The sequence below is a fragment of the Actinoplanes sp. NPDC051633 genome (assembly GCF_040681735.1).
Taxonomy (GTDB): Bacteria; Actinomycetota; Actinomycetes; order Mycobacteriales; family Micromonosporaceae; genus Actinoplanes.
In genome coordinates, this window is the sequence record NZ_JBFAZH010000510.1 from 1 (window position 1) to 5,435 (window position 5,435).

General features: G+C 71.9%; 5 protein-coding genes. All 5 read right to left on the reverse strand.

Features of this window, described 5'->3' with window-relative positions; genetic code table 11:
* Nucleotides 1–49 precede the first annotated feature (49 nt).
* Nucleotides 50–547: a CinA family protein gene (locus tag AB0M20_RS25260; RefSeq protein WP_364302159.1), complete on the reverse strand. Its 498-nt coding sequence runs from the start codon at nucleotides 545–547 to the stop codon at nucleotides 50–52.
* 9 nt (nucleotides 548–556) lie between these two features.
* Entirely contained in the window at nucleotides 557–1,129 is a 573-nt protein-coding gene (gene pgsA / locus AB0M20_RS25265; RefSeq protein WP_364302161.1) for a CDP-diacylglycerol--glycerol-3-phosphate 3-phosphatidyltransferase, read from the reverse strand.
* A complete protein-coding gene (gene rimO, locus AB0M20_RS25270) occupies nucleotides 1,122–2,540 on the reverse strand; it encodes a 30S ribosomal protein S12 methylthiotransferase RimO (RefSeq protein WP_364302163.1) in 1,419 nt (472 codons plus the stop codon). The genes pgsA and rimO overlap by 8 nt, the downstream gene beginning before the upstream one ends.
* A gap of 18 nt (nucleotides 2,541–2,558) precedes the next feature.
* The gene (locus AB0M20_RS25275) at nucleotides 2,559–5,045 is read right to left on the reverse strand and encodes a DNA translocase FtsK 4TM domain-containing protein (protein ID WP_364302165.1); all 2,487 of its coding nucleotides are present in this window, start codon (nucleotides 5,043–5,045) and stop codon (nucleotides 2,559–2,561) included.
* The coding region (locus AB0M20_RS25280; protein WP_364302167.1) for a DUF2784 domain-containing protein at nucleotides 4,951–5,435 on the reverse strand (485 nt) is incomplete at its 5' end. The genes AB0M20_RS25275 and AB0M20_RS25280, both read right to left, overlap by 95 nt.

Genomic DNA, 5,435 nt, shown 5'->3' on the forward strand with positions numbered 1-5,435 from the left:
CCGGCCGCTGAGCCTTCGGCAAGGGCGGAGAATCCGAGCCCCTCCGGGGCTAGGCCGGTGTCCCGGCCCGGTCGAGCTGGGCGACGAGGAGGTTTAACACCGCCGTCACGCTTCCGGAACGCACCGCGGCCCGGTTGCCCTCGATCTCGAGCCGCTCGGCGACCGCGCCGCCGGGCCCGGCGACGGCGACGAAGACCAGCCCGGGCGGCTTGCCGTCCTGCGGATCGGGCCCCGCAACGCCCGTCGTGGCCAGCCCCCAGTCGGCGCCGCACCGCTCTCGAGCGCCGCTCGCCAGGGCCAGGGCCACGTCGCGGTCCACCGCCCCGCGCTCGGCGAGCAGCTCCTCGGGCACGCCCGCCAGCGCATGCTTCAAGTCTGTCGCGTAGACCACCAGGCCTCCGCGGTAGACCGCGCTCACCCCAGGGATCTCGACGATCGTGCTGGCGACCTCGCCACCGGTCAGCGACTCGGCGGTGGCCAGCGTCTGGCGCCGCTCGACGAGCCGATGCACGGCCGCGGCGGCGCTCACCCCCGCCTCTTGCGTCACGGGAAAAGCCTATTCCCCGCGGCGAAGCCGGAATGCCTGCAAGACGTAATCCACGCCGGTAATCAAGGTCACGGCCAGGGCGGCGCCCATGATCCACGGCCCGACCGCGTCGGCCGGCGCCGGGACCGGCCACAGGTACCAGGCGATGGCGGCGATCTGCAGCGCGGTCTTCACCTTCCCGCCGCGGCTGGCCGGGATGATCCCGTACCGGATGACCCAGAACCGCAGCGCCGTCACACCCCACTCGCGCACCAGGATCAACACCGTCACCCACCAGGACAGCTGCCCGTACGCGGACAGCACCACCAGCGCCGCCCCGGTCAGCGCCTTGTCCGCGATCGGGTCGGCCACCTTCCCGAACGAGGTCACCATGTGGAACCGCCGGGCGATCCACCCGTCGACGAAGTCGGTGGCGGAGGCGAGGCAGAACGTCAGGCAGGCGATGATCCGCCAGCCCGACGACGTCATGTGGGATGCGACGACCGTGGCCAGAAAGACCGGTACCAGGACGATCCGGGCAGCGGTCAGCAGGTTCGCTGGGTTGAGGAGGGGTACGACGGCCGGGGCCGGCTCCTCAGCCACGATCCACCGGCGTCGCGATCAGGTCGACGCCCTCGGTGGCGGTGACCAGCGCCCGGACGAGGTCGCCCGGCTTCACGTCGAGATCGCCGACGAGGGAGACCGAGCCGTCGACCTCCGGCGCCTGGTGCTCCGCGCGCCCCTCGATCTCGCCGTCGGCGACCGTGTCCACCAGCACCTCGACGATCGAGCCGACCCGCTCCTCGGCCCGCTGCGTGCACAGCTCGTCGGCGAGTGCGCTGATCCGGTCGTACCTGCGCTGGACGGTGTCCGGGTGCACCTTGCCGGACATGCCGGCGGCCTCCGTGCCGTCCTCGTCGCTGTAGTCGAAGATGCCGATGGCGTCGAGCCGGGCCTCGCTCAGGAAGCGCTCGAGCTCGTCCACGTCGGCGCTGGTCTCGCCCGGGAAGCCGACGATGAAGTTACTCCGCGCGCCCGCCTCCGGCGACAGGTCGCGGGCCATGGCGAGCAGGTCGAGGAACTTCTCGGTCGAGCCGAACCGGCGCATCCGGCGCAGCACCGGCTCGCTGGAGTGCTGGAACGACAGGTCGAAGTAGGCGGCCACGCCCGGGGTGGAGGCGATCGCCTCGATCAGGCCGGGCCGGGTCTCGGCGGGCTGCAGGTAGCTCGCCCGCACGCGGACGATGCCGTCCACCGCCGCGAGCTGCGGCAGCAGCTTCTCCAGCGCGCGAGGGTCGCCGAGGTCCTTGCCGTACGACGTGCTGTTCTCACTCACCAGCACCAGCTCGCGTACGCCCCGGTGGGCCAGCCACTCGGCCTCGGCCAGCAGCTCCTGCGGGTCGCGGGAGACGAACGCGCCGCGGAACGCCGGGATGGCGCAGAAGGCGCAGCGCCGGTCGCAGCCGCTGGCCAGCTTGAGCGAGGCCACCGGGCTCTCGTCGAGTCGCCGCCGGAGGACGCGCCGCAGGTGGGCCGGGGTGTGCTCATCGACCGTGGCGTGACCCGGGATGACGACTGTGGAAGCCTGCCTCTGCACCGGCGTCAGCGGCAGCAACTCGCGCCGGTCGCGCGGCACGTGCGACTCGAACTGCTCGCCGGCCACCACCTTGTCCAGCCGGGCCGCGATGTCGGTGTAGTCGTCGAAGCCCAGGACCGCCTGCGCCTCCGGGAGCGAAGCGGCCAGCTCCCGGCCGTACCGCTCGGCCATGCACCCGGCCGCGACCACCTTCGCCCCGGTGTCGGCGGCGGCCAGCAGGGTCTCGATGGAGTCCTGTTTCGCCTTCTCCACGAAGCCGCAGGTGTTCACCACCACCACGTCGGCACCGTCGGCGTCCGTGCTGACCTGCCAGCCGCCCTCGTCCAGGCGCGCGGCCAGCTCCTCGGAATCGACCTCGTTGCGGGCGCAGCCGAGGGTCAGGAGGGCGACACGGCGGGGAGCGGGGTTGGCGGACACTCCTGAAAGGCTACCGGTCTAGTCGCCGACCCTGAGCTGCGCCAGGGTCTCTTCCAGCTCATCCGGCTTGACCAGCACCTCTCGGGCCTTCGAGCCCTCCGACGGCCCGACGATGCCGCGGGTCTCCATCAGGTCCATCAGGCGGCCCGCCTTGGCGAACCCGACCCGGAGCTTGCGCTGCAGCATCGAGGTCGATCCGAACTGCGACGACACGACCAGCTCGATCGCCTGGATGAGCACCTCCAGGTCCTCGCCGATGTCCTCGTCGATGTCCTTCTTCTTGCTCGCCGGCGCCTCGGTGACGTCCGGGCGGAACTCCGGCTCGCGCTGGTCCTTGCAGAACTTGACGACCGCGTGGATCTCCTTCTCGTCCACCCACGCACCCTGGATGCGAACCGGCTTGCTGGCGCCCATCGGCAGGAACAGGCCGTCGCCGCGGCCCAGCAGCTTCTCGGCGCCGGGCTGGTCGAGGATGACCCGCGAGTCGGCCAGCGAGCTGGTCGCGAAGGCCAGCCGGGACGGCACGTTGGCCTTGATCAGGCCGGTCACCACATCCACCGACGGCCGCTGGGTGGCCAGCACCAGGTGGATGCCGGCGGCGCGGGCGAGCTGGGTGATGCGGACGACCGAGTCCTCGACGTCGCGCGGGGCGACCATCATGAGGTCGGCCAGCTCGTCGACGATGACCAGGAGATATGGGTACGGCTTCATCACGCGCTCGCTGCCGGGCGGCGCGGTGATCTCGCCGCTGCGCACCTTGCGGTTGAAGTCGTCGATGTGCCGGACCCCGTTGGCGGCGAGGTCGTCATACCGCATGTCCATCTCGCGAACCACCCACTCGAGGGCGTCCGCCGCCTTCTTGGGGTTGGTCACGATCGGCGTCACCAGGTGCGGGATGCCTTCGTACGCGGTCATCTCCACCCGCTTGGGGTCGACCAGCAGCAGCCGCACCTCGTCGGGGGTGGCCCGGCTCAGGATCGACACCAGCAGCGAGTTGAGGCAGCTCGACTTGCCCGCGCCGGTCGCGCCCGCGATCAGGATGTGCGGCATCTTGGCGAGGTTGGCCACCACGAAGCCGCCCTCGATGTCCTTGCCGAGCGCGGCCACCATCGGGTGGTGGTCGGCGGTGGCGGCCCGCGAGCGCAGCACGTCGCCGAGCGAGACGTTCTCGGGGTCGGTGTTCGGGATCTCGACGCCGACCGCGCTCTTGCCCGGGATCGGCGAGAGGATGCGGACGTCCGGCGACTTCACCGCGTACGCGATGTTGCGGGAGAGCTGGGTGATCCGCTCGACCTTGACGCCCGGCCCGACCTCGACCTCGTATCGGGTGACCGTCGGGCCGCGGGTGAAGCCGACCACCTGCGCGTCGATGTTGAACTGGTCGAACACGCCGGTCAGCGCGTTCATCACCTCGTCGTTGGCCTTGCTGCGGGTCTTCGGCGTGCTGCCCTTGCCGAGCAGGTTGGGCGGCGGCAGGCGGTAGTCGCCCGGCAGCGACGAGATGTCGAGCTGCTCGGCGCGGGTCGGCAACGGCTCCGAGTGCTCCGGCGGGGGCGGCTGGGGCGGCGCCTTGCGGGCCTTGGGGAGCACGACGGTGTCGTGGACGATCTGGTCGTCCTCGGGCTCCCCGTCCTCGCCGAGACCGACGTCGGCGAGCGAACCCTGCCGCCGCCGGGCCGGCCGCCTGGTCCTGACCGGCTCCTCGTCGTCCTCCGGGGTCTCCTCCTCGTCGCCGAGCACCGGGGGCGGCGCCGGGCGGCGACCCATCAGAATGTCGACCAGCAGCATCAGGCGCTGGGGGATCTTGTTGATCGGCGTGGCGGTGATCACCAGCAGGCCGAAGATCAGGAGCAGGATCAGCAGGGGTACGGCCACCCAGGCGGTGACCGCCCGTTCGAGCATCGCGCCGACCGCGTACCCGATCAGCCCGCCGGACCGGTCCATCGCGACGTCGTCCACCGGCCGCTGGGCGATGTGCAGCAGGGCCGCGGTGGCGACGATGATCGCGGTCCAGCCGACCACCGACCGGCCACGGTGCTCGGGGTCGGCCGGTTTGCGCATCAGCCGGATCGCGCCGTAGAGCAGCAGCAGCGGCAGCAGCACCGACAGCCCGCCGAAGAACAGCCGGACCGCGTCGGCCAGCCGGGCGCCCACCGGCCCGGCGCTGCCCGCCCAGACCCCCACGGCGACCAGGATCGCCAGGCCCAGCATGAGCAGCCCGGCGCCGTCGCGGCGATGCTCGGGATCGATCTCCTTGGCGGTGGCGGCCTGCCGGCCCACGCCGCGGGCCACCCAGCCGACGCTGTGCGCGAGGCCCATCCACAGTGCGCCGACGCCGCGGCCGACCACCGAGGCGGCGCTCTGCCTGCGGACCGTGGTGCGGCGGGCGGGCGTGCGCTTGGCGGGAGTCTTACGAGCCTGGGCTTTCCGGGCAGGTGCCGCCGCGGCGCCGCGCGTCGTGGACGCGTTGCGGCGCCGGCTCGCCGGAGGAGTGCGGCCCGCCATGGTCCTCACCGTAACGGCGAGACGCTCGTCCATCCGTGCGGCGCACCGCACGGATGCGGATGAATCCCAGCCAACCGATCAGCACCACCGCGGCCGCGACGATCATCGCAGCTCGCTCGTGCCCGGCCGGGTAGAACACGCCCTCGACATAGTTGTGCAGGAAGCCGCCCGACTTGGGCGGCATCCCGGCACGGGCCCGGGCGCGGTCCTCGATCCAGGTCAATGGGCACACCAGGCTCGCCACCACCACGAGCACCAGCCAGGCGGCAGCCGCCAGCTGCCACCAGATCAGCCGCGGCCAGCGCCACGCGAGGAAGCCGCCGAGGATGCCGAAGGCGAGGAAGGCGTAGTGGGTCCCCGCGGCGACGTACGCGACGGCTCGGAACACAC

Bases quoted from the DNA above. Each gene is read 5' to 3' on its own strand.
- AB0M20_RS25275 (WP_364302165.1), bottom strand. From the start codon at position 5,045: ATGGCGGGCCGCACTCCTCCGGCGAGCCGGCGCCGCAACGCGTCCACG.